The 26,892-nt window shown below is 57.0% G+C and carries 25 protein-coding genes; 6 read left to right on the top strand and 19 right to left on the bottom strand.

The window, feature by feature from the left end; translation table 11 throughout:
• Nucleotides 1-147 precede the first annotated feature (147 nt).
• Complete coding sequence (locus N1030_RS02555) at nt 148-2,727, top strand: ATP-binding protein (protein ID WP_265827467.1); 2,580 nt, start codon at nt 148-150, stop codon at nt 2,725-2,727.
• 232 nt (nt 2,728-2,959) lie between these two features.
• Here N1030_RS02555 and N1030_RS02550 read toward each other — a convergent pair whose 3' ends face one another.
• Both N1030_RS02550 and N1030_RS02545 read right to left on the bottom strand, forming a co-directional pair.
• Entirely contained in the window at nt 2,960-3,892 is a 933-nt protein-coding gene (locus N1030_RS02550; RefSeq protein ID WP_265827466.1) for an SPFH domain-containing protein, read from the bottom strand.
• Nucleotides 3,893-4,019: 127 nt separating this feature from the next.
• Nucleotides 4,020-4,484, bottom strand: coding sequence for an NfeD family protein (locus N1030_RS02545; RefSeq protein ID WP_265827464.1), 465 nt, complete (start codon nt 4,482-4,484; stop codon nt 4,020-4,022).
• A 269-nt stretch (nt 4,485-4,753) separates the two neighbouring features.
• Here N1030_RS02545 and N1030_RS02540 point away from each other — a divergent pair, with 269 nt between their 5' ends.
• Nucleotides 4,754-5,587, top strand: coding sequence for a glycosyltransferase family 2 protein (locus N1030_RS02540; protein WP_265827463.1), 834 nt, complete (start codon nt 4,754-4,756; stop codon nt 5,585-5,587).
• Nucleotides 5,588-5,781: 194 nt separating this feature from the next.
• Here the strand turns inward: N1030_RS02540 and N1030_RS02535 are convergent, their stop codons facing one another.
• Entirely contained in the window at nt 5,782-6,900 is a 1,119-nt protein-coding gene (locus tag N1030_RS02535; RefSeq protein ID WP_265827462.1) for a metal-dependent phosphohydrolase, read from the bottom strand.
• A gap of 286 nt (nt 6,901-7,186) precedes the next feature.
• Between N1030_RS02535 and N1030_RS02530 the strand changes: the two genes are divergently transcribed.
• The gene (locus N1030_RS02530; RefSeq protein WP_265827461.1) at nt 7,187-8,737 is read left to right on the top strand and encodes an NAD(P)/FAD-dependent oxidoreductase; all 1,551 of its coding nucleotides are present in this window, start codon (nt 7,187-7,189) and stop codon (nt 8,735-8,737) included.
• A 175-nt stretch (nt 8,738-8,912) separates the two neighbouring features.
• Here N1030_RS02530 and N1030_RS02525 read toward each other — a convergent pair whose 3' ends face one another.
• The 13 genes from N1030_RS02525 to N1030_RS02465 all read right to left on the bottom strand — a co-directional run bounded on the left by N1030_RS02525 (nt 8,913) and on the right by N1030_RS02465 (nt 20,223).
• A complete protein-coding gene (locus N1030_RS02525) occupies nt 8,913-9,395 on the bottom strand; it encodes a universal stress protein (RefSeq protein WP_265827459.1) in 483 nt (160 codons plus the stop codon).
• 214 nt (nt 9,396-9,609) lie between these two features.
• On the bottom strand, nt 9,610-10,341 hold the full coding sequence (locus N1030_RS02520; RefSeq protein ID WP_265827458.1) for an amino acid ABC transporter ATP-binding protein: 732 nt from the start codon (nt 10,339-10,341) through the stop codon (nt 9,610-9,612).
• Complete coding sequence (locus N1030_RS02515; protein WP_265827457.1) at nt 10,338-11,348, bottom strand: amino acid ABC transporter permease; 1,011 nt, start codon at nt 11,346-11,348, stop codon at nt 10,338-10,340. Before N1030_RS02515 ends, N1030_RS02520 begins: the two co-directional genes overlap by 4 nt.
• A gap of 183 nt (nt 11,349-11,531) precedes the next feature.
• Nucleotides 11,532-12,350, bottom strand: a complete 819-nt coding sequence (locus tag N1030_RS02510; protein ID WP_265827456.1) for a transporter substrate-binding domain-containing protein — start codon at nt 12,348-12,350, stop codon at nt 11,532-11,534.
• Between the two features lie 52 nt (nt 12,351-12,402).
• Entirely contained in the window at nt 12,403-12,630 is a 228-nt protein-coding gene (locus tag N1030_RS02505) for a hypothetical protein (protein ID WP_265829126.1), read from the bottom strand.
• 282 nt (nt 12,631-12,912) lie between these two features.
• Nucleotides 12,913-13,458 carry a single-stranded DNA-binding protein gene (locus N1030_RS02500; RefSeq protein WP_265827455.1) on the bottom strand — a complete coding sequence of 182 codons (546 nt, stop codon included), beginning with the start codon at nt 13,456-13,458 and terminating at the stop codon, nt 12,913-12,915.
• A 68-nt stretch (nt 13,459-13,526) separates the two neighbouring features.
• A complete protein-coding gene (locus N1030_RS02495; RefSeq protein WP_265827454.1) occupies nt 13,527-13,874 on the bottom strand; it encodes a hypothetical protein in 348 nt (115 codons plus the stop codon).
• An 11-nt stretch (nt 13,875-13,885) separates the two neighbouring features.
• Nucleotides 13,886-14,536, bottom strand: coding sequence for a biotin/lipoyl attachment domain-containing protein (locus N1030_RS02490; RefSeq protein WP_265827453.1), 651 nt, complete (start codon nt 14,534-14,536; stop codon nt 13,886-13,888).
• A gap of 11 nt (nt 14,537-14,547) precedes the next feature.
• Nucleotides 14,548-16,815 carry a carboxyl transferase domain-containing protein gene (locus N1030_RS02485; RefSeq protein WP_265827452.1) on the bottom strand — a complete coding sequence of 756 codons (2,268 nt, stop codon included), beginning with the start codon at nt 16,813-16,815 and terminating at the stop codon, nt 14,548-14,550.
• A gap of 90 nt (nt 16,816-16,905) precedes the next feature.
• The gene (locus N1030_RS02480; RefSeq protein ID WP_265827451.1) at nt 16,906-18,324 is read right to left on the bottom strand and encodes a biotin carboxylase N-terminal domain-containing protein; all 1,419 of its coding nucleotides are present in this window, start codon (nt 18,322-18,324) and stop codon (nt 16,906-16,908) included.
• A gap of 24 nt (nt 18,325-18,348) precedes the next feature.
• Entirely contained in the window at nt 18,349-18,732 is a 384-nt protein-coding gene (locus N1030_RS02475) for a PilZ domain-containing protein (protein WP_265827450.1), read from the bottom strand.
• A gap of 14 nt (nt 18,733-18,746) precedes the next feature.
• Nucleotides 18,747-19,478 carry an OmpA/MotB family protein gene (locus tag N1030_RS02470; RefSeq protein ID WP_265827449.1) on the bottom strand — a complete coding sequence of 244 codons (732 nt, stop codon included), beginning with the start codon at nt 19,476-19,478 and terminating at the stop codon, nt 18,747-18,749.
• A complete protein-coding gene (locus tag N1030_RS02465) occupies nt 19,468-20,223 on the bottom strand; it encodes a motility protein A (protein ID WP_265827448.1) in 756 nt (251 codons plus the stop codon). Before N1030_RS02465 ends, N1030_RS02470 begins: the two co-directional genes overlap by 11 nt.
• A 121-nt stretch (nt 20,224-20,344) precedes the next feature.
• On the opposite strand from N1030_RS02465, the gene N1030_RS02460 reads away from it, so the two are divergent.
• Nucleotides 20,345-21,172 (top strand): purine-nucleoside phosphorylase, encoded by an 828-nt coding sequence (locus N1030_RS02460; RefSeq protein WP_265827446.1) that lies wholly within the window; start codon nt 20,345-20,347, stop codon nt 21,170-21,172.
• Between the two features lie 64 nt (nt 21,173-21,236).
• Here the strand turns inward: N1030_RS02460 and N1030_RS02455 are convergent, their stop codons facing one another.
• Nucleotides 21,237-21,635: a hypothetical protein gene (locus N1030_RS02455; RefSeq protein ID WP_265827445.1), complete on the bottom strand. Its 399-nt coding sequence runs from the start codon at nt 21,633-21,635 to the stop codon at nt 21,237-21,239.
• A gap of 13 nt (nt 21,636-21,648) precedes the next feature.
• On the bottom strand, nt 21,649-21,903 hold the full coding sequence (locus N1030_RS02450; RefSeq protein WP_265827444.1) for a DUF6899 family protein: 255 nt from the start codon (nt 21,901-21,903) through the stop codon (nt 21,649-21,651).
• 274 nt (nt 21,904-22,177) lie between these two features.
• On the opposite strand from N1030_RS02450, the gene N1030_RS02445 reads away from it, so the two are divergent.
• Both N1030_RS02445 and typA read left to right on the top strand, forming a co-directional pair.
• The gene (locus tag N1030_RS02445) at nt 22,178-24,064 is read left to right on the top strand and encodes a FapA family protein (RefSeq protein ID WP_265827443.1); all 1,887 of its coding nucleotides are present in this window, start codon (nt 22,178-22,180) and stop codon (nt 24,062-24,064) included.
• Nucleotides 24,065-24,250: 186 nt separating this feature from the next.
• Nucleotides 24,251-26,092 (top strand): translational GTPase TypA, encoded by a 1,842-nt coding sequence (gene typA, locus N1030_RS02440; RefSeq protein WP_265827442.1) that lies wholly within the window; start codon nt 24,251-24,253, stop codon nt 26,090-26,092.
• Between the two features lie 156 nt (nt 26,093-26,248).
• Here the strand turns inward: typA and N1030_RS02435 are convergent, their stop codons facing one another.
• Nucleotides 26,249-26,890: a FlgO family outer membrane protein gene (locus N1030_RS02435; RefSeq protein WP_265827441.1), complete on the bottom strand. Its 642-nt coding sequence runs from the start codon at nt 26,888-26,890 to the stop codon at nt 26,249-26,251.
• Between the last annotated feature and the right edge of the window lie 2 nt (nt 26,891-26,892).

Below are 26,892 nucleotides of genomic sequence, written 5' to 3'. Positions count from 1 at the left end.
AAGGGCATGTTCACTTTTTCGGGACACAAAACCTGCGCACGCTTCCGCATGACAATCTCCATGAACAACAATGATTGATTAAGCAAACAAATTCATTTCTTGGCAAGCTTCATGCATCTGGGTATTATTGAAAAATGTGGAGGAAGAATGTCCAACACCACCCGCACAAGCGATAGCCGGAAAAACAAGTCCCGCAACGGGAAGCAGGCACGCGCCCCCAAGGGCCGTTTCGCCAGCCTGCTCTCTCAACAGTATCTCCCATTCTGGGGATTCGGCTTCGCAGTGCTCGTCATCATCTTCATTTCAGCCTTCGCCCTGAACCTGCTGCCATTGCATCAGGGCTGGAAGGACCCGCTGACCTTTGAAGAGCGGGTCTGGCTCACGGAGCATGACAAAACCTTCGTGGTTGCCGCCACCCCTGCCTCCCGGCCGCTGGAATATCTGGATGAGTACGGTGAATACCGTGGCATGGTTGCGGACTACATGCACCTGCTGGAAGAACGGCTGCACGTGAAGTTCAAAATCGTGGAGCCGGACAACATGAAGCAACTCCTCGATATGGCAAAGAATCGCGAGATAGACATGATCGCGGCCTTTGCTGGCAATCCGGCGCGCATCGACTATATGCAGTTCACCAAACCCTATCTGGAACTGCCCACCGTCATTCTGGTCAACAAGAGCCAGAAGGATTTCCTCACGCTGGAAACCATGCGCGAAAAACGCATGGAACTTGCCCTGCCCAATGAATACGCGGTCATCGACTACATCCATAAATATTATCCGACAATCCACATCCAGCCGGTCTACAACTACCTTGCCGCCCTGCTGCATGTCTCCTTTGACGAAATAGACGCCACCATCATCTCGCTGCCGCAGGCCAGCTACTTCATCGAAGACAAGGGCATTACCAACCTTCGCGTTGCCGGACATACGGAATTTGCCATCTTCAACCGCATTGCCGTGCGCTCCGACTGGCCCATTCTCGCCCGCATCATGCAAAAGGGGCTGGACAGCATCACCCCTGCCGAACAGAGCACCATCTATCGCCGCTGGGTGCGTCTGGACCAGAACTACATGTCCTTCTTCCTGCAGAACAAGCGCTTCTGGTTCTATGTGGCAGGCAGCGTGCTCTTCGTGATCTTCACCTTTGTGTCCATCATCATATGGAACCGCACCCTGCAACGCCGCGTGCAGCAACGCACCGAAGAGCTCAAGAAGGAGCTCAAGGACCGCATGCGCATGCTTGCTGCCATGGAGCAGACCGAGGACGGCATCTTCATTCTGGATACGCAGGGATACGTGGAATACACCAACCCGTCATTTCAGGCCATGACCGGCTACTCCGAAGCCGAGCTCAAAGGCAGGCACATCGCCATGGTCCGCAGCGACAGGCACGACGATTCCTTCTACCGGAGCATATGGGACAACATAGGCAAAGGTGAAGTATGGCGCGGCCAGACAACGTACAAGCGAAAAGACGGCAGTCTGCTTGAAGGCGACCTTTCCATTACCCCCGTGCTTGATGACGAAGGCAAGGTCATTAACATTGTGGAAGTAGTAAGAGACATTACCGAAAAGCTGCGCATGGAAACCCGAATGCGCCAGAGCCAGAAGATGGAGGAACTGGGCACACTCGCAGGTGGCATTGCCCATGACTTCAACAACATCATCGCGGCCATATCCGGCTATGCGGAGCTCGCGCTGCCTTCAGTCTCTCCGGACAGCCGCGCCGCAAGCAATCTTGAACGCATCCGCAAGGTAGCCGCACGCGCACGCGAGATGGTGAACCAGATTCTGGTCTTCTCCCGCCGCCGCGAACCGGAACGCCGCCGCGTGGAACTGGCCCCGCTCATTCATGAGGTACTCAACCTGCTGCGCACGTCCCTGCCCTCGACCATCACCATTGAGGCGGACCTGCAGGCGGAGGGCACTCTCATGGCGGACCCCAGCCAGATCCATCAGATCATCATGAACCTCGGCACCAACGCAGCCTACGCCATGCGCGAAACCGGCGGCGTGCTGCGTGTGAGCACCCGTCCGCGTACGCTGACGGAACGTGACATCACGCCCACCAGCCAACTCGTACCGGGAAGATACATCCAGCTTGAAGTCTCGGACTCCGGCAGCGGCATTCCCGCCGACCTGCTGAACCGCATCTTTGATCCATTCTTCACCACCAAGCCGCAAGGCGAAGGCACCGGCATGGGCCTCGCCATGGTGCACGGCATCATCGGCAGCATGGGGGGCGAAATCACCGCACGCAGCAAGGAAGGAAAAGGCACAGCCTTCACCCTGCTGCTCCCCCTTGCCGGAAAGGCAGACGCGGAAGTGGCCGGAGAAGAGGAAGCTGCCGTACACGGACAGGGCCGCATCCTGCTTGTGGACGACGAAGAGGATCTCGTCGCCATCAACAGCCAGTTGCTGGAAGATCTCGGCTACAAAGTCACGGGACTTACCGACAGCCGTGCCGCACTGGAGCGGGTGGCCGCGACCCCCGATGCCTTCGACCTGATCGTCACCGACCAGACCATGCCCGGACTCACCGGCTCCAAGCTCGCCGAGTCGGTCTATGCCATCCGCCCCGACCTGCCCGTCATTCTCTGTACCGGCTACTCGGAAGCGCTGCGCTCCATACGCGAAGGGCAGCACGGCATACGCAAGATCATGCTCAAACCGTTTGAACTGGCCGAATTCTCGCGCATCGTCCGCGAAGTGCTGGACGCCTGAGAATTGGGATAACAATCAAGAACAGCAAAACGCATCACTCCGCCGGACAAGAGGCAACCACCCAATTGCCTGCTGTATCCCTGACGCCGCAAGCCCGCTGATGTCCAGCCCCCTGCCCTTCGATCGGCAGATGGCAATAAAGGCGGCTTGTCCCGGATTTCCAGTAAAAAAAGGCCGGAAGCGACATCGCTTCCGGCCTTTATAGCTGGTGCCCGGATGTGGGAAAACTCCCTCACTCCACTTTGACCTTCATTTCCTTCACCGTAGACATGGCGGTGGCAATGACCCCTGCCACATCCGAGACGTTGGCAGGCATGAGCACGGTGTTGGTCTGCTTGGCAAGGTTGCCGAACTCCTTGATGTACTGCTCGGCAAGCCGCATATTCAGAGCTTCAAGTCCGCCATCGGCCTTGATGGCTTCTGCCACCAGACGAATACCCTGTGCCGTGGCGCTCGCCAGCATCTCGATACGCTTGGCATCGGCCTCGGCGACCAGCGTCACCTGTGCAGCCTTACCTTCCGCCTCGTTGATCTGCTTCTGTTTTTCGCCTTCCGACTGATTGATCATGCTCTGCCGCACCCCTTCCGAGGTGGCGATATTGGCGCGCTTCTGGCGTTCCGCCGTCATCTGCGCTTCCATGGCTTCCTTCACGGACAGGGGCGGCGTGATGTCCTTGATTTCGTATCGCAGCACCTTAACGCCCCACGTCATGGCCGCCTGATCAATGGCGTCAATGACTTCATTGTTGATCTTCTCGCGCTCCTCAAACGTCTTGTCGAGATCGATCTTGCCTATGGCCGAACGCAGCGTGGTCTGCGCCAGCTGCGAAGCGGCACGCAGGTAGTTGTCTATGCCGTAGGCGGCCTTGAAGGCATCCTGCACTTCCAGATAGATGATGCCGTCCACCTCTACGCTCACGTTATCCTTGGTGATACAGATCTGCGCGGGCACATCCACCACCTTTTCCTTCAGGCTGAAGGTATAGGAAGTGCGGTCAACAAACGGGATAAGTACGTGAAAGCCGGCCTCCAGGGTACGACTGTACTTGCCCAGACGTTCCACAATGGCCGCTGTTTTCTGCGGTACAATCACCGCTCCCTTGATGAGAACGACGATAAGCAGCACAGCAAGGGCAATAAGGGCAACTGTTGCAGGAGTCAGCATATGAGTACTCTCCAGTAGTTATTATTGAACCGGGACACACCGCCCCTTCTGTTCATTATGGACAGAAACCTCGGAGCACATGCAACCTGCGGGAAGAAACACATTCAATCTTCCCGGCAGGCCGGGGTTAATTGGAAGAAACAGATTTGAGCCGCAGGCAGGAACGGTTGGCCTTATCCACCCCCACGATCTCCGCTTCGGTTCCGGCAACAATGGGCTCCTCCGCAATGGCCGACCAGAGCGTACCGCGAAAACGCACTCGCCCTTCCCTGCCGGGAAGAATGTCCTGCTCCACCATGACGCGTGCGCCTAACGGTACATTGCCGGTATCCTCTTCCGGGGCATCTTCACTGCGCCCCACAAAAATCCGTACAGCCGCTTTACGAAGACACAAAAGCGACACCAGCGATACCACCATAAACACGGCAATCTGGGCCGTGAAAGCATCAGGAAACAACATCGCTGCAAGGGCGGCTGCCCAGCAGCCGACACCGAAAAAGATGATGACGAATCCCGGCACAGCCAGTTCCGCCAGCATGATGACAACACCGGCCAGAAACCAGAGAAGCCAAGGAGAAAGAAAATAGGGCATCAGGCAGGCTCCTTGCGAAAGTTCAGGGACATTGGCTTAACTCACGAAATACAGGGTAATCGCAACCAGCAAAAATGTATACATCCATACCGGTAACCATATCACGTCTGCACAGAATTAATAACCGGTAATCCCCGCTTTACTGTCGCATCAACTACCCGCACCTTCACAACGTTCCGAAAGCACTTTGCAGTCGTGTGGGGATATGGGATACTGCTTTGAGGGCCATCCGGCTTTTCCAGTAACAATCCAAGGCAAGATCATCCGACATGAACAACCTGTCACCGGAACTCAGTATCGTCATAACCAATCATAACTACGGGGCCTATCTGCCCCGCCTGTTTGACGCGTTGCGGCACCAGAGCCGTCCTCTGGGCAATACGGAGATCATTCTGGTGGACGACGGCAGTTCGGATGATTCGATGACCATTGCGGAGGAACTGGGCAAGGATCTGGATTGCGGCCGATTCGTCCTGCTGCAGGCCGGAGGCAAGGGACACCCCGCCCCTGTGCGCAACAAGGGGCTTGCAAGAGCAAAGGGCGCACTCCTGTTCACGATTGATGCAGACGACCTCATAGCCCCAGAATTCCTGCAGGCCTGCTGCTCCGTACTGCTCAGCAGGCCGGAAATCGATCTGGTCTACACGGCCCAGCAGGTAGTCTTCGAAAGCGAGGAAGGCGCGCAGCCGCAGACAATCCTCCTCCCCTGCGCTACCCCGCTGTTGCTGTCGTGGCAGAACGTGGTCACATCTCCGGCGGTCTTCCGCCGCAGGGTGTGGGAACAGAGCCAGGGATTCCGCAGCAATACCAAATACGAAGACTGGGACTTCTGGGCACAGGCGGCTGTAAAGAACTTCCGCTTCGAGCGTGTGGAACAGCCCCTGTTCACCTACTGCAAACACGGGGGCAGCTTCACCGGTCAGGCCGTGGCGGACGATGCAGCGGCCAAGGCGTTCATCGTGCAGAACAACCCGGGGCTGTTTCACGTCTCCGTTCGCAAATGGGCCGCCCACGTCATGGCCGGAGACCAGATCGAGCACTTCCCGCGCGGCATCATCCCGCTGCCTCAAGACGCCATGGCCATTCTGGCAACCATTCGCTGAGCACAATGACCTACCCGGCTGCCCAGCCGCCCATCGCAATGGTGGTTCGACGCCACGGCTTTGCATGACGGGCTGGGGAACCCGCTCCATGCGCACACTGCATCCAGTTGCGGCTATTATCCGATACTCCACCCGCACCACGCCAAAAGGCCCGCTACAGCAAGCGGGCCTTCTTTTTTACATGCCGGGACTGTCTAAGCCCGCTGCACCAAGCTGTGCACCACGCGGGTCAGCTCTGCTTCTCCCTTGGCAGCGTAGGTCTCGTAAAGAGACATGATCGAAATCTGAGAGAACACATAGTTGCGGAACCTGTTAAACATGGCCGCATCATCAGCCTTGATGCCGTAATCGCGCTGAGCAATGGTCTGTACGACAGGAATGATCCACTGTGCAGCCGGAACGGTAAGCACCCAGTCATGGTCGCCGAGATGGCAGACAAACCCTTCCTGCCGTCTGGGCAGAGGCAGAGTCTTGCCGCCCTTTTCGAGCAGGCCGTACTGCACGGGGTCTATGCCGTTGAGAATGGCGGCCGCCTTCAGCCAACCCACCACCTGCGCCTCATCTTCCGGCGTGCGGGGATGGTTATGCGCACAGGCCTGCGCAACAATGACATCAGCAGGAAGCCCTCTGGCAATGGACTCGGCAACACCGAGAGGATGGTGCTCGCCGGTACCGGCCAGCTTCATTTCCGAGCGCGATTCGCCGTTAACCTGCCACTGAAAGACCCACGGTTTGTGCAGGTCATGCAGCAACTGGGATGCAATGACCACGTCACGATCCAATCCGTAACCGTAAACATCAAGGTAACCGTCGGCCAGCGCCTTGGAAACGCGGACGTTCAGGTCCGTATGCGTGGCCAGTCCTCCGGGGTAGGCATGATGGCTCTGGTAACCGCTTCCGGGAGCCGCGTAAAACGGCTGGCTGGCCTTGGAGGCATCCTTGACCGGCGGCAGAAAGACCTGCTCGCTCACGCCCTCGATGAGTTTCTCGGCAACCAGTTCCTTGTGAATGGCCTTCTTTTCCGGAGCGCCGATGTGCTTCATGAGGGTGGGCGAAGGATTCTCAAGAATTGCAGCCACCTGACGACGAAGTGCAGGGTTACGGATTTCCGCAGCCTGACTGCGCACGCTTTCCCATGAGGCCATGGCAGGGCCGGAAGCCTCTGCCATCTGCACAGGGCTCATTTCCCGCAGTGCTTCAAGGGTTATTCTCGACGATGCAGCACCTGCAGCAAGCGGTTTGGTTCCGACAAGGGCGAGTGCCCCCGCAACCGCGCCCAACTTCAACAATTCTCTACGTTCAAGATTGATCATGTACCTTACCTTTCCTGTTGTTATCATTCATGAGATCATGAAACATGAAGGGAAGATACATGCCCGCCCACCCTGCTCTGTCACAATACGCGCACATTAGCGTGACTGTTCACACACTTTACTGCAGCACACACCGGCAACAGGGCGGGTAACTACGCATGCCCGTATCCCTTTGCCTTGCAGGGCTTTATTTTGACGTGACACACAGGCAGGGAGTATAGTAGGCCGCGCACGGGCAGACCGTAATGCCCGCTCCTGCCAGAACAGCATTTACAGAGAGATATCCATGAAGCCTGTTACCGTGGAAATTAAAATAGATCCCGACCGCATTCACAAGCCCAACGCCATCCGCAAAGCCGCCCTGAACAAGGCGGGACTGCACGACGACCCGAATCTGTATACCCGCGTCACCCGCCGGTCCATCGACGCCCGTTCCCGCCGCCCGCAGTTCGTGCTGCAGGTGGTCATTGCCCCGCAGGACGAGCCCGCAACGGAAGGTCCCTTCTTCCGCCCTGTTCCGCTCAAGGGACGCAGGGTCGTCATTGCCGGTGCAGGTCCCGCAGGCTATGTGGCCGCCCTGACCCTGCTTGAACACGGCATACAGCCCATTGTTCTGGAACGGGGCAAGGACGTAAACGCCCGCCGCAAGGATCTCAAGCCGCTGTACACGGATGGCACGGTCAACCCCCACTCGAACTACTGCTTCGGCGAGGGCGGCGCAGGCACCTATTCCGACGGCAAGCTCTACACCCGCGCCACCAAGCGCGGCAACGTGGGGCGCATTCTGGATCTGCTCATTGAGCATGGGGCCACGCCGGACATCCGTATCGATGCGCACCCGCATCTGGGATCCAACATGCTGCCGCGCATTGTGCGACGTATCCGCGAAGCCATTGAGGGTGCCGGCGGCGAAATCCATTTCAACGCCCATGTGGCCGACCTTGTCATGAAGGACGGTCAGGTGACCGGCGCCGTTCTCGCAGACGGTTCCACAGTTGAAGCGGATGCCGTGATTCTCGCCACAGGCCATTCTGCGCGGGACGTGTTCCACATGCTCCACGCACGTAACATTCTCATAGAGGCCAAACCGTTTGCGCTGGGCGTCCGCATTGAGCACCCTCAGGAGCTGATAGACGGCATCTTCTATCACCAGTCGCCACGCCACCCCAATCTGCCCGCTGCCAGCTACCGCATCACCCAGCAGGTTGACGAACGCGGCGTGTTCTCCTTCTGCATGTGTCCGGGTGGATTCGTTGTACCCGCCTCCACTGCTCCCGGCGAACTGGTGCTGAACGGCATGAGCCTGGCCGCCCGCAACGCCCCCTTTGCCAATGCGGGTCTGGTGGTGGAAATCAGGCTGGAAGACATCGGCGCTACGGAGAACCCGCTTGCCGCTCTGGAATTTCAGGCCTCCGTGGAAAAGGCCATGTTTGCTGCCGGTGACGGCGTCTCGCAGAAGGCACCGGCACAGATGGTGGGCGACTTCATCATGGGCCGCGTTTCCGCAAGCCTGCCCAAGTCGTCCTATATTCCCGGCATCTATGCCGCCCCGCTGCATGAACTGCTGCCTGCAGGGGTGGCCCGCCGTCTACGCACATCCCTGCCTCTCTTCGGCAAGAAGTACAAAGGATACGATTCAAACGAAGCCAAGGTGCTTGCCGTGGAATCCCGTACCAGTTCACCAGTGCGCATCCCGCGCGACAAGGACACGCTGGAGCATCCAACGGCCGGACGTCTCTTCCCCTGTGGCGAAGGCGCAGGGTACGCCGGAGGCATCATCTCCGCCGCCATGGACGGCGAACGTGTGGCCACGGCAGTGGCTGCTCTTATCGGCTGATTACAGCCGCCCCGACGCACACAGAAGCGGCTGCCGTCTTACCGACGACAGCCGCTTTTCACATTCCACTTCCGATATCTGCGTCATTCGATTGCACACATGATTCTCATTTCCGCGTGCGCATGATGCAGCTACGCTGCGAATGGCACTCTCTACGGAACAGGCGAATCAAAAGCTATGAACCGACGCGTACCACCATAACAGGAGTTTCACACTTGGCAAGAACACCCTGCGCTACACTACCCATAAGCAGACCGCCGATGCGTCCATGACCCTGAGTACCCATCACTACCAGATCAGCACGTCGCGCTTCGTCTACAATCACCTCGACAGCTCTACCATGACGGACAACAAGATGCTCGGGCCCGACAGGAGTTGCACCGAACTTCACACATGCTTCGCGAACCACCTTTTCCAGTTCTGTTCGTGCGCCAGTCTCTCTACCCTTCTTGAAAGATTCCCACATTTCCTTATCGAAATCGGGGGTGAAGTCAAAACCGGATGCAAGTCCGTATTCCTGAGGCAATTCAGGAATGACATGCAGCACGGTAAGCTCTGCGCCATACTTTTGCGCAACGCTCAAAGCAAACCCAAGAGCATGCGTGGCGGCAGGAGACAGGTCAGTTGCGTACAACACCTTCTTTACAGTCGGTAACATGGCATACCTCCTTGATCCTGAAACAGATACGCAAAGGCTGCTCCCATGCAACCTTCCCTACTCTATGTATAAGCACAGGCAAGAAAATTCCCAAGTATATTGTTACAAAATAATAGGTCCTCACAGTGCATGGAGGCGTTGCACCGGCACAACAAAAAAGCCCCCTCGCAGCGAACGCTGCAAGGGGGCAATATAACACGCAAACGCTCCCCGATCAGAGAATCTGGCTCAGGAAAAGCTTGGTACGTTCATGCTGAGGGTTGGTGAAGAAATGCTCAGGCGTGCCCACTTCGAGCACCTGCCCTGCATCCATGAAAACAACCCGGTCCGCCACTTCACGGGCAAAGCCCATTTCGTGGGTAACCACGGCCATGGTCATGCCTTCACGGGCAAGGTTCTGCATAACGTCAAGCACTTCGCCGACCATTTCAGGATCAAGTGCAGAGGTAGGTTCGTCAAACAACATTACCTTGGGATTCATGGCAAGAGAACGCGCAATGGCCACGCGCTGCTGCTGCCCACCGGAAAGCTGATCCGGATACACGCTATGCTTCTCAGCGATACCGACCTTGCCGAGCAACTCCATCCCCTTGGCTTCCGCTTCCTTGCGCGAACGCTTGCGCACAGTCATCTGCGCCATCACAACGTTCTCAAGCACGGTCATATGAGGGAACAGGTTGAAGGACTGGAACACCATGCCCACTTCCGCACGAATCTTGTTGATATCGCACTTGGGATCAAGAATGTTCTCGCCATCCACATATATCTCGCCGGCATCGGCGAATTCCAGCCTGTTCAGACACCGCAGGAAGGTGGACTTGCCGGAACCGGAAGGTCCGATCACAACCACCACCTCACCGGGAGCAATCTGCAGCGAAACATCGCGCAGGGCATGCAGCTTGTCGGGAGTGTAGAAGTATTTGTTTACATTAACGGCATTGATCATCGCAGGGCTCTCCTTTCAAGCTGCTGAATCAGAAGCGAGAGGGCAAAAGTCAGCACCAGATACAGCACGGCACAGAGAATCCAGAGTTCGAAAGGCTGCAGGGAAGAGCTGACCACCTCGCGCGTAGCCTTGGTAAGTTCGCGCACGGCAATAACACCGAGCAGCGAAGAGTCCTTCACAAGGCTGATGAACTGACCGGCAAGAGGCGGCAGGATACGGCGGAAGGCCTGCGGCAGAATGATCCTGCGCATGGCCTGATTGTAGTTGAGGCCGAGCGAACGGGCGGCTTCCATCTGGCCGCGATGCACGGACTGGATCCCCGCACGCACGATTTCTGCCACATATGCACCGGTAAAGATGGCCAGGGCCAGCACGCCGTACCACAAGGGCGGCATGGCGCCGAGACCGATGCTCTGCAGCATGCCGTTGATGAGCGTTCCTGCCACGAAGTACCACAGAAAAATCTGCACAAGCAGAGGGGAACCGCGGATAAGCTCAATGTAGGCAATGGCAGACCATCGTAGCGCCGGATTGTTCGAAATACGGCACAGGCCCGTCATCACGCCGAGGACGATACCAAAAATGATGGCAATGAAACTGACCTTGAGGGTAATCCACAGGCCTTCAAGCAGCACGCCGGGCTTTGACTGATGGTACGAGGCGATGGAATCGCCCATGTACACGTAATCACCCTCGCTAAGATGCATTTCAGCTATGGCGGGCAGCTTGCGAAGCACCTCGCCGCTATCCGTCTTTATGGTCAGGGTAACAGCGCTCGCATCACGCACAATGGAGAGAAGCTCTCCCTGCGATTCGGCCCGGACGTCCACGTCCTCCTTGAGCCAGAAATACTGCGGCACGCGCTCCCAGCGCCAGACATATTCCACCGCGCTGGATGCCATGTACACAAAGTACATGAAACCAAGCAGCAAAACCAGAAACGCGGACTTCCAGAAGAGATAGTAGCCCGGTCCCTTGGGGCGGTCCAATCCAACGTATCGACTCATGTAATGGTCCCCTACTTACGCTATCTAAAACTGGTTATGGCCCCTCGCACTGGGCCATTCCCGGCTTCGGCCCGGACCGCGTCCACACTGACCCGCAACGCGGCCCGAGCCGAAAACAGGATTACAAAAACGCGCATAGGGCCGGATGGCGTTCCATCCGGCCCCCAATGCGCTGGAATACCTTTACTTAACCTGAGACTGCCATTCGTCGGAACGCAGCCACTTGTCGTACATACGCTCGTAGCGGCCGTCGTTCTTGAGCTGACGGAGGAAGTTGTTCAGGAAATTCATGAAATCAGGATCGCCCTGCTTGATGCCGATGGCCATGGGCTCAAAGGTGAAGGGCTCGTTGAGCAGGAAGGTCTTGTCCTTGCCCTGCTGCTTCTGGAACACTTCGTTCACGGGCAGATCGTATACGAAAGCGTCTGCGCGACCGTTGATAACTTCAATGGCGCAGTCAACTTCCTTTTCGAAAGACTTGTAGGTCGCCTTGGGAAGGAAGCGCTTGGTGGCTTCTTCACCGGTGGTGCCCATACGGGAAATAACGATGAAATTGGGGTCGTTCAGCTGCTTGTAAGAGGTGATCTTGCCCTTGTGCTTGGCGTTCACCAGCACGGTCTGCCCCATGATGATGTAGGGATCGGTGAAGCCGATCTTCAGGTTGCGTTCCTGGCTCAGGGTCATACCGGAGATGATCACGTCGAACTTGTCGGCGAGCAGGGAAGGAATCATGCCGTCGAAATCGGTGTTCACGGGAACGAACTTCACGCCCATGGCCTTGGCAAGTTCCTTGCCGAGGTCAACGTCAAAACCGATGTACTTGCCGTTCTTGTCGGTCATTTCAAAGGGCGGATAGCCAGCGTCGAAACCTACACGCAGTTCACCGCGCTTCAGGATTTCGCTGATGGTGGACTTCTTGGCCAGTTCGATGTCTGCAGCGGCTGCAGGCAGTGCGATCATGGCTATGAGCAGGGCCAGAAACAGAGCCTTAAGAAATTTCATTCGTTTCCTCCAAATCCCGTTGATTGTCACGGATGCCGAAGCATCCAACTCCCTAGTACTTCCCTTCAGTGAGGACTTCCTTGATGATCATTTCCCTTTTGCAATCCTCGCATCGCGGCATGGACTCTTCAGGAACAGCAATAATCTGGGTCCGCCTGCACTTGGGGCACATGACCTCTACAAATTCACGCTTATAGCGATCCGATATAGCATTACCCTTGGTCACAAAACGCTCCTTACGCACATTATGGTCCTTGCCGTTACGCCACATGATCGACAAGGTCGAACTGCGTATTATCTGCAAAACGGGGTAGAAATCAAGTCTGATCCGTCACTCAACGTAGTACTAATTGATACCACTAACAAGATTCCAGATAGACAACTTATCGGCGTCGCCTTTCCTTTCACAGTCATGGCTCTTTGTACAGGCGCTTAGAATGTCTTAGGAACTGGCTACCACCCCGGCCTGACATACGCGCCAATCCCCACCGACATATCAAAGAAAAGCCCCGCCGCGATGTCATCTCCGCAGCGGGGCTCAGCTATCTATCGACCTGCAGCCCTAGAACGGCACGTCATCCATGCCGCTGGCTTCAGACGGGAATGCGGGACCGAGATCGTCGTCGTAGTTGGGGCCGTTGTCATAGCCGCCCTGCTGGGGACGACCGCCGCCGTAACCACCACGACCGCCCTGGCCACCTTGGCCACTTTGGCCGCCGCCCTGATTGGCGAAGGAACGACGTTCTCCGCCTCCGGCAGAAGCGCCCTGCTGGGCACCTTCGCCACGGCGGTCAAGGAACTGCACGCGCTGCGCCTTGATTTCCGTAGTGTACCGGTTCTGGCCCTGCTGATCCTGCCACTGGCGGGTCTGCAGGCTGCCTTCAATATACACGAGGCTGCCCTTGGCGAGGAAGTTGGCGCAGTTTTCGGCCTGACGCTGAAAGACAACCACACGGTGCCATTCGGCCCTGTCCACACGGTTGCCCTCGCGGTCGGTATAGGATTCGTCCGTCGCCACGTTGAAGCTGGCGATGGGCGTGCCGTTGCCCGCGTAGCGCAACTCCGGATCAGCGCCAAGACGCCCGATGATCATCACTTTATTCAGCATGAGAATGGCTCCTTGCAATTCAATTGTTCAAACCGTGCCCCCTCTGCGGGCAACACGGATTGAGCAGATTACGCTTTGGGCAGGACTTTTTCAATACCCGTCAGCACGTCTTCCATCTGATCCGTCAGCTTGTTGGCTCGTGCCGGATCCCAGTCGGCCAGCGCGGCGTCAAGCTCCTGTCTGAGCTTGTCGAGGCGCTGCAGCCCTTCTGCCGTCACGTCCTTCACTTCGGCGGACCAGTCTGCAAAACGGTGGGCGTCCACAAGGGTATCAATCAGTTCAAGAACCCCCTGCTTCGCCACATACACGGAATCTTCTTCGGGCCATGCAAGACGGTGCAGGCGGGGCCATTCCCGCAGCACGTCGTCCTCATCATAGGTGGTTGCCCACACCCGAACCTGCAAAACCTTGCCCATCGCGACCTCCGCTAATCCTGCTCAACCCATTCCGTCTGCACGCGGATGACTACGTCCTCGATCAGGCCGACCTGATCGGGCGGGCACACGCCGATGAGCGGCGCGCCTGCATCCACGTTTTCGTTATGCTGGAAGTACACAGCATAGATAACGCCTTCGGGACCGGAATAGCAGAGAGAGGCTTCGCGCTTCATGCGCGACATGATGAACAGTTCCTGTCCGTCATGCACGGTAACGGCCTTGGGACCGGACGCCTTGATCTTTTTGTCCGCATCGGGCGCGAAGTAGTATTTGGCGCGCTCAGGTGCGTTGAAAAGGTACAGGGCCTTCTTCAGGATGATGCTCATCACCTCATCCTTGGAAAGGAAGTGGCGAAGATGTACCAGCGGGGTACCGGCTTCCACGAAGGTGCCTTCAAGTTCCTTGTGCACCTTGGAAATGACACCCTTTTCATGGGCAAGGATGAACTTCTGGTTATGCTCGCGCTCGATGGTTGCGAGGCGGGTACCGGGAACCTCCTTCCACAGACCGGTGGCTCCCACGACACGGGTGCCCTCTTCCACTCCGGCAAAGCTCACCACCCCGGTGTGGGGGGCGGTAATCACAAGCTCCTCGTAGGGAGAAGCCTTAATCTCTTCAAGCAGTTTGGTAATATCCAGCATGGCTTGCTCCCTTACCTGTAGTAGAGGTTGCGCCCACCCATGGTGAGCAGCGCCTGACGCAGGTTGCTGCGCGCATCACGACGGTCCCAGATGCCCTGAATATGGCCACGGGACAGCGCACGGTGTGCACGGTGGTAGTCCGGAGGAATGTCCATACCCGTGGTCTCCTTGATAACGCCGGGACCGGCAAAGCCGATGTTCGCCGAGCGGATGGAGAACTGGTAAGGGGAACAGCCGAGGAAGCTGGCCAACGGACCGGCATAGGAGTTGGTGTCGTACAGCACGAGGTACAAGCCCCCGGCGTCGATATAGCGACGGACGGCCATGGTGCAGCGCGGCATCTGGATAACGCCGTTCACGCCTTCCTGAATACGGATACCGGCAGTGCCGTGCACGTAGGCAAGGAAGGGGAAACGCTTCTTCTTGGCGCGCTCTGCAGCCTGAATGAACTTCTCACCTTCCGCAGCGCCAACGGAGCCGCCACGGAACGGGGCGACCAGCATGGCCACAACAACCTTGACGTTGTCGATGCGTGCTTCAAAGGTCATGCAGCCGGACTTGAGGCCGGTCTTCTTCTTGGCCTGCTCCAGCTTCACGTCAAGGCCCTCAAAGCCCAGCGGGTTGGCTGCTTCCACTTCGGAGTTGAATTCGAAAATCGAACCCGGATCGAAGATATTGTGCAGGTACCACTGATATTCCATGGGGAAGTGGTGACCGCAGTAGTTACATACACCCGCGAATTCACCGAACAGGTCAGGTGCCCACAGGTCAAGGCAGCCATGGCTTCCGGAGTTGGGGCAGGTAATTGCCTTATCTTCCTTGGCACGACCGGAAACATAGCTCCACTGGCCGTTACGGGCTTCATCTTCCTGATCCCACTGGGAAAGCATGGTCAGATCGCGTTCCTTGGAATTATCCTTGGTAGGCACGCTGGGCAGAGAGCTGGTCAGCTTGCGCCAAGGACGAAGCACCTTTTCCATGAGTACGCGGGCTTCGGCGTCCACTTCTTCCACAGCATAGATGAGCTGCTTCTGATGCTTACGCCACAGGTCGTACTTGAAGTAAGAGTAGATGTCCCAGCCCTTGTCCCACCACCACGCCGAACAGCGACGCACGAAGGGACGGCGGTCAAGGAAGGCCTGACGGGACAGGCGCAGGAACTTCTTGTGGCGCTTCTGCACCAGACGGGTACGGGCCGCGGAGGAAAGGCTCCAGCGCACATAGATGTTCTCGAGATCGAGATCTTCTATGGTCTTGCCACGACGGCGACGCAGGGCCATGGCGCGGAAGGGAGTGAATCCTTTCACGCTCAGCACCACTTCGTCGGTGGCGCGGATGACTTCCTGGCGCAAACGGCGGAAGAAATCATAGTGGTAAGGACGGGCACCCAGCGCAGGTTCGTCAATGGCATGGTCAATGTAGCCCATGCGCACGTTGTCTGCCGCGGTCATCTTCAACTGGGTGGCGCACTTCTCAATAAGCTCGGAACCGGCACGTTCACCGGAGCGCAAACGGCCTTCAATGGCCGCGGCACCTTCGGGAGAGATAACCGAGTAGTAGCCGTGAGACAGCATGAGGCGCATGTCGGCAAGGCCGATGGCTTCCGCACCGCCGGAACCACCTTCGGAAAAGATGGAAACGATGGGTACGCGCAGGCCCGACATTTCGTACAGGTTCTTGGCAATCTGCTGGGCTGCGCCCGGAGCGTCTTCAATGGGATAGGAACCGGGGGTGAACACGAAGGTATGCACGGGGATGTTTTCAGTCTCAGCAACCTTCATGTAGTGAAGCGCCTTGGCGTTACCCCACGGCTTAACGGAACCGCCGTTGCGGAATTCCTCGCCGTGGCCCTTTTCCTGGCCGATGACCATGACGGGCTGATGATAAGTCTTCTTGCCGCTGCGACGGGTGATGTAGGCGCGGGCGATGAGCATGCTGGGGTCGATGCTGTTTTCGTCCTTGCCGCCAATTTCCGTGTAGTTATCGTACACGTTTTCCAGAATGTCGCGCAGGCAGATACGCTGCGAATGGCGCACGATGCGTACCTTGTCCATGGGGGTCAGTTCGGTTTCCAGCTTTTTTTCCACAAAGCCGAACAGATCTTCCACGGTGGCAATGGCCGCGTGCTTCTCCTTGGTCGGCAGCGCTTGTTCACGCTGCACAAACTCTTCCAGACGGGTTTCAAGCAGGCGGACGTTCTCCGTCTGCTTATCGCCGAAAATGTCCTTGATGTACGAAAGACGTTCGGCAAGATGCTGTATTTTCTTATCAATATCCATATTGCACTCCCTGCGCCGCAAGGCGGGGACAGTCGATGTCGTAACGGAACCGGAGGGGCGCACAATCGCCCTGCCCGACCGGATCAAGCCCTAGAATTTCAGGATAATGGGTGTTTTTACCCGCAAGAAATTCACGTTGGACTTCAATGCCTCACCAGCCTTGTTGCCGCCTTCAAGCTTGAGCTTGTCCAGGAACTCAAGACCGCGCTCCTTTACGTGCGCAAGGTCTTTGCCCCAGATGATGGCCAACGCAAGGTTGGGGTCGAACTCCGTGGGGATATCGTATGGCGTGTCCGTGGGGACGTGCGTGTGCATGCTGAACCAGTCTTCCTGCTGCCAGCCGAACTGCTCGATACGGCCCACCCAAGGGGTGAACTTGTTATCGGGATCTTCGGCAATCAGGCGGTACTCAATGCCCACCCCTTCGAAGGTGATGTCGTCCTGCGTGAAGCCGAGCGGCTCACCAAGACCGATACGGATCTGTTCCTTGATAAGGTCCACACCCTTCTCACCGCGGATGCGGGAGATCATGGCGGAAACACCGTTTTCCACCTGGATTCGGGTGTTCACTTCCATGAGGAAGGGACGGCCGTCGCGGGTAACGATCCATTCCCACGTGCCCACGTTGTCGTAGCCGACCTTGCGGGCCATGGCCAGAGAGTGCTCGGTAATGTCGTCCAGCACCTTCTGGGCGTCGAAGGAGTAGTTCAGAGAACTGGGATCGAATCCGGGAGCGATTTCCAGACGCTTCTGGAGACCGGTGGACTGGATGGAGCAGTTACGGGTGCCGAAGTGCACCGGATTCTTGCCGGAACGGTCGGAAACGACCTGCACTTCAAGGTGGTTGAAGTCCAGCACGCGCTGCTCGATGAGCACACCGTCGTCCTTGAACTGGCGGAGCGCGTAGTTGCGGATACGACGATAGACGGACTTGAAGAGGTCGATGTCATGCACCTCTTCAATACCCATACCGCCGCCACCGGCCGAGGCCTTGACCAGAACGAGCGGCCGTTCGATGCCCTGCTCTTCCTGGAATTCGAAGAGCTGGCGGGCCACTCTTTCCGCTTCCATTTCATCATAGATGGGCTTGTCGGAACCGGGCACAGTGGGCACACCAAGACTGCGCGCAAGGCGCTTGGTGTTGATCTTGTCGCCAAGTTCACGGATGACGCGCCAGGAAGGGCCGATGAAGATAAGTTTGTTTTCCCGCTGCGCAACGCGGCGTGCGAAGCGATAGTCTTCGGCAAAGAAGCCGTAACCGGGGTGAATGGCAGTTGCGCCGGAGTCATCCGCCACAGCGAGCAACTCATTGGCGTCCTGATAGGATGAAATGCGGTAAAGGCTCTTCTCGCCTCCCTTTTCACGCGCAATGCGCACGTGGCCGGAAGCGGCGTCCTCCGCCGTGTAAACACAAACGAAATCCAAACCCAGCTTAATGCAGGCCTGAACGATGCGGATGGCAATTTCCCCTCTGTTTGCCACCAGCACCTTATGGTCTTTTGTATGCACCTAGTTCCCTCGATATGGTTTCAATCAGTCTACTTCAGATCCAGCTTGTTTGTTGGCAATGCTTCGCTTCTGGACTTCCAGCACCAGCTTGTCGATTCGGGCTTCCTGCCTGCGGTCAAGCGGCAGAAAGTCGAATCCCACAATACCGTTCTCAAGAGCACGGACAACCTGGCACGGGATTTCACCTACATACAGTCGTTGCTTGATAAACAGATCCATCTGCAGGGATTCGCCCTGCTTAAAAGAGCGGGTCTCGTCAAGGATCGCGAAGCCGGTGGCACTGATATCCTTGATGGGATATCCTTTTTGCCTATCCGCAAACCATCCTTCAAGGCCCGGGACCTGAGCACGAAAGGCGCGGCGAGCTGATTCGCCACCGCCGCCGAGAGAAAATTCAAAATTAGTCACGCCGCACTGCCTGCCTACTTGCCTACCCGGCGCTCAAGCACAAACTCAACTCGTCTGTTCTTGGCTCGGTTCTCTTCACTTGTATTAGGTAACAGGGGGTCTAAATCACCAAGTCCGGTTGCTGTCAACCTGTTTGATTCGATACCCGAGCGCACGAAAAAGCGTAACGCGTTCACCGCACGAAGGGCCGAAATCTCCCAATTGTCCTTGAAACGACTGCCTGGCAAAGGCTGCGTGTCGTCAGTGTAACCCTTAATATTGATAGTCTGAGTCTTATTTTTTAAAAAAAAGTCTCGGAGCGCACCAAGGGTCTCCTGCCCTTCCGGAGAGATTTCCACCTCTCCCTTTCCAAACAGCACGCCGGAAGGTACCCGCAGAGTAATGACGCCTTCGTCGAACACTGCACCAATCTTTCCTTCCACTCCCTTCTGGTTCATGAAGGTACGGACATCGGAAAAGACCTTACGCTGGGATTCAATAAGCTGCTTCTGCAACCTTACAGAATCAAGAATGGCAGCATCATCCTTCCGAACCGTGGTTGTAAGCAAGTCTTTATCTTTACCGCCGAACACTTCACGGACCGTGAGAAAGGAGTCGGTGAACCGCTTCTCGTCAATAACCGACATGGAAAACAGGAGAACAAAGAATACCAGCAGCAAGGTGGTCAGATCGGCAAAGGTGACCAGCCATTCCGCCGTGCCCTCTTCCTCCAGCTCCACACCTGTATGGTGAATGTCATCTTGCACTCTTGCGCTCCTGAGGCGGCAGGAACGAACTCAGCTTTTCGTACACCAGCCGCGGGTTGTTATTCTCAAGAATCGACTTGGCGCCTTCGAAAATAATGAAGAGATGCACTTCTTCCTGAAGGGTACGCGCCTTCAACTTGCCTGCAATGGGCAGGAAAAGCAGGTTGGCGATAAGAGCCCCGTAAAAGGTGGTGATAAGAGCAACAGCCATGGCAGGCCCGATAGCACTGGGGTCGTCCAGCCGCGCCAACATCTGCACAAGACCTATCAGGGTACCGATCATGCCGAAGGCTGGAGCCACAGCCCCCAGCCGGTTGAACACGGCAATGGACACAGCATGACGCCGCTTCATTGTAGCAATCTCGATCATCACGGTGTCGCGTATAAGGGCCGGGTCCGCGTTGTCTGCGATAAGCTGGCAAGCCTTTTTGAGCAGAGCATTTTCAGTCTGGATATTCTCAAGGGCCACAAGCCCTTCGCGGCGGCTGATTTCCGCAATGCGCACCATGGTGTTTACCACTTCCTGCGGCTTGACGCGCCGCGCGGCGAACACCTGAATGCCCCCTGCAAAAGCGTGAACCACTTCCTCGAAAGGAAAGGTAACGCTTATGGCGGCACCAGTGCCCCCAAGCACGATCATCATACTGGGAACATCGATGAAGTCGCCGATGGAACCACCCATGAAAATAGCGCCGATAACAAGAGCAAAACCGAGTATGATCCCAAGTAGCGTTGCAATATCCATATGTTCGGCCTATACACCCATGGTATGCGGACTGTGCAAAGTCGATCACGACAGCAGGAGTCCTTTTCCGCTGCCATGCCCCCCGCAGGCAATGACCAACTATAATATATTCAGGAATCTTATGCAAAAACCAAAAAAAGTCCAGAATGCTGTCAGCGCCTTACAGGCCCGCCTGAGCGGGCTTCCCGCTCCCCGCGTCGGGATCGTCCTCGGAACCGGACTTGGGGGACTGGCAGAAGCAATGCAGGTTCAGGCTTCCGTACCCTACGATGATATTCCCGACTTCCCTCGCTCCACCGTACAGTCCCACGCAGGCCGTTTTCTGTTCGGCACGCTGGGCGGGGTGCAGGTTGTCATGCAGCAGGGGCGAAACCATTTGTATGAAGGATACGGCCCTGACGATGTCTGCATGGGCGTGCGCTGCATGGCGGCACTCGGCATTGAGACCTTCATTGTCACCAACGCAGCCGGTTGCCTGAATCCTCAATGGGACGCAGGCGACCTCATGGTCATTACGGACCATATCAATTTTACAGGCAGAACCCCGCTTGCGGGAGAAAACCACGATGCCTGGGGACCGCGTTTCCCCGACATGAGCAGAGCCTACGACCCCGCACTGGTACGGCTGGCCATGCAGCAGGCGGACGAACTGGGCATTCGCCTGGAACGCGGAGTGTATGTGGGCGTGCAGGGCCCCCAGATGGAAACCCCTGCGGAAACCCGCATGTTCAAGCGCCTTGGCGCCGATGCCGTAGGCATGTCCACCGTCATGGAAGTCATCGCCGCACGGCACATGTCACTGAAGGTGCTGGGCTTTTCCTGCCTGACCAACAAGAACCTGCCCGACTGCATGGAAGACGCCCCCATCGAAGTAGTCATCGCCATGGCCAACAAGTCCGGCGGCAACCTTGCCCGTCTTATCGAAAGCGTGGTCACCAGACTGGCCTGATCCGGCTTCTGCTTGAGCCTTGCAAAAAGAACCGCCCGATACGCTGCCGTATCGGGCGGTTTCATTACTTATCCAGATCCGCCTGAATCTCCTGCATGAGCTTCATGGCTTCGCCCAACTTGCGGGCATAAACATCGTTATCCACCGTCCCCGCAAGCACGCCAAGGCGTTGTGTCAGGTCCAGCATGGTTGCGGTAAGAACCGCCTTGCGCGCCTCTTTGTCAAAGTCGGCAATACCATCCAGACGCTTTTGCAGTGCAGCCACGTCGGTCTTCACTGCATTCAATTCCGCACGCACTTCGCCCTGCTCGGCCACGCGTTCCACTTCCTGCCGCAAACCGGATACATTCTGCGTAAGACCGAATGCGAACACCACGGAAACGATCAGCGCCAGAAGCGACACGATCATCGGCAGATTGAACACCTTGCAAAGCGCGCCGCCTTTTTCCTGTTCCTTTGTCATTGCTTCCTTCCTTTTAAATATCGCCATGTTCGACAATCTTCTCGTCTTCATACGGAGCCAGCTTCTTCCGGTACCACTCCATCTTGGCATGTTCCATGGCGCTGGAGCACATGGAAAGCTTGGTATAACTCGGACCTATACGGTCAATAAGCAAAGTGGAAAGCTTGTAGATGCAGTAATTGAGCTCCCCTTCATTCGCGATTTCCGCAGCACAGGCCTCCAGTGCAGCATCAAACACTGCACGGCGTTCCCCTGGAATGTATGGCATACAGCCTCCCCTTCTGAATAATCAATCAACATCTCTGCAACAGCCGGTTCTGCCCGTAAAAAATAATACCCTCAAAACACTTCATCCTTGGTATACAATTAACTAATTGGTCTCAAGATATTGCCCTCTTTCCCATATTAGCCTACGGTCAAGCCGGGGAAAGAGATGAGACCACAGTCTGACTGCACACTCTCGCTATCTTGTGTCCGGCAAGGGCCAACGCAAGACAGACTGTTTATGCGCATATTCTAAACTGGCATGATGCGGCAACAGAGTGAGCGACCCAAAACTAGCCATAACCATCACCGTTTCCGACGACGGCCTGACTGCCGTTGTTTCCGACGTTGCACACGCAGGCAATGCGGCTCCTCTTTTTTCCAAGGCAAGCCTTGATCGGGCCCTTGAAGCTGCGAAAGTGACGGAAAAACCAGACTCGGAAGCAGTTCAGGCGCTGGCCGTAGCAATGGAAAGCGGCAAGGACGTGCGCGGCATGGTCATTGTCCGCGGCACTCCGCCCACGCCCGCTGTAAATGCCTCCATAAAGCCCTTCGGCGATCTTTCCCGTCCGATATTCCCCGGCGAAGCGTTTTGCGAAATAATCAAGGCCCGTCCAGCCAAGGACGGCATGTCCGTCACTGGCGAGCCCATCAAGGCGCCGGGCGAGCCACAGGGCAAGAGCATTACCTTCTCCGAGTCACCTCACTGCTTCATTGATACCACCACGCTGCAGATCCGTTCCGAAACTTACGGACTGGCCATCTTTGACAAGTTGACCATGCACGTAAAGCCCCTGCTGACCGTGACCAAAGGGGACATGCTGGTTCAGGCAACCATCTACCCCACGGACTTCAGGGGGAAGGAACTCACCGCAGCACGGATGGAAGACGCACTGAAAGCGTTGGAGATCTCTGCCCTGCTCGACCGAAAACGGTTTCTCAAGGCCATGGAGCAGGCAAAGACAAGCGGTACCGAGGTGCCCAACGTCACCATCGCACGAGGCCTTGAGCCCGTGAACGGCAAAAACGGCTGGTTCGAACTGTACATCAAAGACGAACGTTCCGATGTCGGCGTACAGGACGACGAAGGCAATATCGATTTCAGGGCTCGCGGCGTCATCCGCTCTGTTGGCGCAGACGCCACTGTGGGCAAACTGCACGCACCCTCGCGAGGCATGCCCGGCAAAGATGTTTATGGCCGGGTCATACCCGCCCACGACGGCGCAGTTTTCCGCATCAACCTCGGCGAAAACGTGGAAGCGACTGAAAGCGGTTCCGAATTCAAATCGCTCATCGCGGGCATGGTGTTCTTTATCCAGAACACACTTTCCGTTACCGAGGTCTTCACCACCCGAGGCGACGTCAATATGGGCACCGGCAATCTGGAGCTGGAAAAGGGCTCCGTGCATGTCAGAGGTGCCATCCTTTCCGGTTTCAAGGTCAAATGCCCCCGCAACGTGCTCGTCAACGACACTGTGGAAAGTGCCGTCATAGAGGCAGGCGGCGACGTGGAAGTAAAGGGCGGAATCATCATGGACAAGGGCGGCCGCATCATCGCCCAGGGCGGTGTTTCCGCCATGTTCGCCAAAGGCGCCACCATAGAGGCGCAGGGCGATGTGAACATTGCCCATGAAATGAGCAACTGCATCGTCTTTGCCGGTCAGAACGTCATCGCCACCAAAGGACGGGGCAAGATCATCGGCTCCACAGTCCGCTGCGGCGGCTCCATCATCGCCAACGAAGTGGGTTCGGACCTTGGCGTTGCCACCACCATTTTTCTGGGCATAGAACAGGAAACCACGGACTACTCCGAGCGCAAGCGCGAACTCAACGCCCTGCTGCAAAAGGTCTACGCCACGCTGGGAACGGGAGATCCCCGCACCATTCTGGTCAATACGCCGCCCCCGAAACGCGAGACCGTTGCCCAGTTGCTGAAGATGCGCCTCGGTGCCGAAAAGGAACTGCGGGACATTGAAAGCAACATCCAGCAGGAACGAATGGCCATGAAACAATCCATACAGTCCAAGCTCAAAGTGACCCGCACCATTTATCCCGGTACGGTCATCCACAGTTACGGACAGGTTTTCAAGGTCAACACTCCCATTGAGCACAGCAAAATCTTCTATGATCCTGATGAACAAAGGATCATCGTACTGTCGCTATAGTTCCTGACTGCTACCACCCCTTCTTTCCATCAAAGCAATACTTGCCCTTTCGCCGCATTGGGTATATGCCGCTGCAACACAGATTCTGTCCTAAAACGGCATCTGCCGTTTTTTCTCCCGCCGACTCCGTTCCGAAACAGGAACAGCATACATACAAGCGACAGCTTTCTTTACGAGGATATTTTCTTGAAGAACACCATTACGAACGACTCCGTGCGTAACGTGGCCATTATCGCTCACGTTGACCACGGCAAGACCACCCTTGTGGACGCCATGTTCCGTCAGGGCGGCGTTTTCCGCGACAATCAGGAAGTTAGCGACCGCGTCATGGACAGCATGGATCTGGAACGCGAGCGCGGGATCACCATTGCAGCCAAGAACTGCGCAGTACGCTGGGGCGATCGCAAGATCAACATCATCGACACCCCCGGCCACGCCGACTTCGGCGGCGAGGTGGAACGCTCCCTCTCCATGGCCAACGGCGCCATTCTGCTGGTGGACGCCTCTGAAGGCCCCCTGCCCCAGACCCGCTTTGTTCTGAAGAAGACGCTGGAAGCCGGCCTCAAGGTTATCGTGGTCGTCAACAAGATCGACCGCAAGGACGCCCGCGCCGACGAAGTGCTCAACGAAATCTACGACCTCTTCATCGATCTGGACGCCAACGACGCGCAGCTTGAATTCCCCGTGCTTTACGCCATCGGCCGTGAAGGTGTGGCCATGCGCGAACTGGAAGACCCGCGCGAGAATCTCACCCCGCTCTTCGAGACCATCATCGAACAGATTCCCGGCCCCTCCTACAACCCGGAAGAGCCTTTCCAGATGCTGGTAGCCGACCTTTCCTACTCCGACTACCTCGGCCGTCTTGCCGTGGGCCGCGTCTTCCATGGCACTGCTCACAACAACGACGCCCTCGCCTGCATCGGTGCAGACGGTAAGGCCAAGACCCTCAAGGTTTCCAAGCTGCAAACCTACGACGGCCTGCAGCTGCGTGAAACCAAGGAAGCCCAGCCCGGCGACATCGTGGTTATCTCCGGCATCGAGGACGTGGTTATCGGCGACACCATCTGTACCCGCGACAACCCCCGAGCCCTCAAGCGCATCAACGTGGACGAACCCACCGTGTCCATGCGCTTCTCCATCAACACCTCCCCGCTGGTTGGTCAGGAAGGCAAGCTGGTACAGTCCAGCAAGATCCGTGAGCGCCTGCAGAAGGAAATGCTGCGTAACGTGGCCATCCGCGTTGAAGACAGCGAAGAGCGTGACAGCTTCATCGTGAAAGGCCGTGGCGAATTCCAGATGGCCATCATCGTTGAACAGATGCGCCGCGAAGGGTTTGAACTCACCGTGGGCCGTCCCGAAGTTATCTACAGAGAAATCGACGGCAAGATTCACGAGCCCATCGAACAGCTGTTCATCGACTGCGATGAAGCGTTCATGGGAGTCGTGACCGAAAAGCTGGCCGTGCGCAAAGGCCGCATGACCAACCTCATCAACCATGGCACCGGACGCATCCGCATGGAATTCTCCGTGCCTTCGCGCGGCCTCATCGGTTACCGTGACGAATTCCTCACGGACACCAAGGGTACCGGCATCATGAACTCCCTGTTCGCAGGCTACGAGCCCCACCGCGGCGAGTTCCCCACCCGCTTCACCGGCTCCCTTGTGGCTGACCGTGCAGGCGTTGCCGTTGCCTATGCGCTGTTCAACCTTGAACCGCGCGGCGAACTGTTCACCACCCCCGGCCAGCCCATTTACGAAGGCATGATCGTAGGCGAACACAACCGCGACAACGACATCGACGTAAACCCCGCCAAGGGCAAGAAGCTGACCAACATGCGCGCCTCCGGCAAGGACGAAGCCGTCACCCTCACCCCTGTACGCCCCATGACGCTGGAACGCGCCATCCACTTCGTTCGCGAAGACGAAGTGGTGGAAGTAACGCCCCAGTCCATCCGTCTGCGCAAGGCAGTACTTTCCGCCATGGAACGTCACCGCATCTTCGGCAAGAAGAAGAAGGAAGGCATGTAGGCCTGTTCCACATATGACAACGAAAGCCCGCCGGAAATATTCCGGCGGGCTTTTTTCTGTTTGAAGACAATCCCGAGGCCCGCTTTATCCCGCACCAAAGCAAGACGCCCCGCTTCGGGTAAGCGGGGCGTCGGTCAGTGTGTGTCATCAGGGAGGCTACGGGAGCCTTGTGCCCACCGAAGGCATTATGCCCGTAAGTTGTGCGCCCGACTTGCCGTTGGTGCTCACCGCGAGGGTGCGCATCTCGGAGTTGAGCGGAATGGTCTGGCTGGACATGGCAAGCACCTCGTTGGTGGCCGCGTGGAGCAGACGGGTATTGAAACGGATGCTCTTGCGCGACTGCGTATAGGTGGTCACCATGATAAGGGAACTGCGGATGTTCTCGTTCCCCAGCAGAGTCTGGCGACGAGTGAGAAGCATTTCTCCCTCGTTAGGTTCAAAGAGAACGGTCCGGCCCTTGCGGATTTCCTGCACCTTGTATCCGGACTGCACGAACCACAAGGCAAGTTCCTCTCCCATCTGGCGGGCCAGAGGTGAAGACGCTTCCAGATCATTAAGATCGACAGGAGTCGTCACGATAAGGGTATACCCTTTGGCCGGCCCTTCAAGAAGGTTGAGGCGTTCCACCAGCTGGGCATCCAGCATTTCGCCCATCTTGAAGGCGGCGGAAGGCAAGGTCACATACGAGACGACCGGCTTTTCCTCTTTCTTCATGAAGTCGAACATGTCCGCCGAGGCTGCCACCGGCAGCAACAGGCACACAAGCATGGTGACGGTGCGGAGTATGATATGCAACATGG

Source organism: Desulfovibrio mangrovi (assembly GCF_026230175.1).
Classification (GTDB): domain Bacteria; phylum Desulfobacterota; class Desulfovibrionia; order Desulfovibrionales; family Desulfovibrionaceae; genus Halodesulfovibrio; species Halodesulfovibrio mangrovi.
Note: the sequence above shows the minus strand (reverse complement) of the source record. Positions and strands in the feature narration are given on the sequence as shown.